Raw genomic sequence first — 290 nt, forward strand, 5'->3', positions numbered from 1 at the left:
GATTTTGTTGAAACAGCTGGTTCTATAACAAGAATTAACACAAGTAATGATACGGTTATATCTACAAATGAGTTTCCATTAGGGTCTCATCCAGGGTTAATGGCACATGATAATGGTGCTGCCTATTATGTTTTAAGTAATAAAGTTTATAAGCTAGACGATAACGATACCACATTACCAACAGCATCTGTTCTAGATTTAACAGCAGGGTACGCTTATGGTCTTTCTGTAAATAACGATAAGTTATACGTAACCGATGCAAGTTTTACTGGCCAAAGCGAATTATTAAT

General features: G+C 34.8%; 1 pseudogene. It reads left to right on the forward strand.

The features are described 5' to 3' along the window. Nucleotides 1-290, forward strand: a pseudogene (locus tag LG649_RS16105) (YncE family protein); the annotation flags it as partial.

The organism is Neotamlana laminarinivorans, from assembly GCF_020523925.1.
Lineage (GTDB): Bacteria > Bacteroidota > Bacteroidia > Flavobacteriales > Flavobacteriaceae > Neotamlana > Neotamlana laminarinivorans.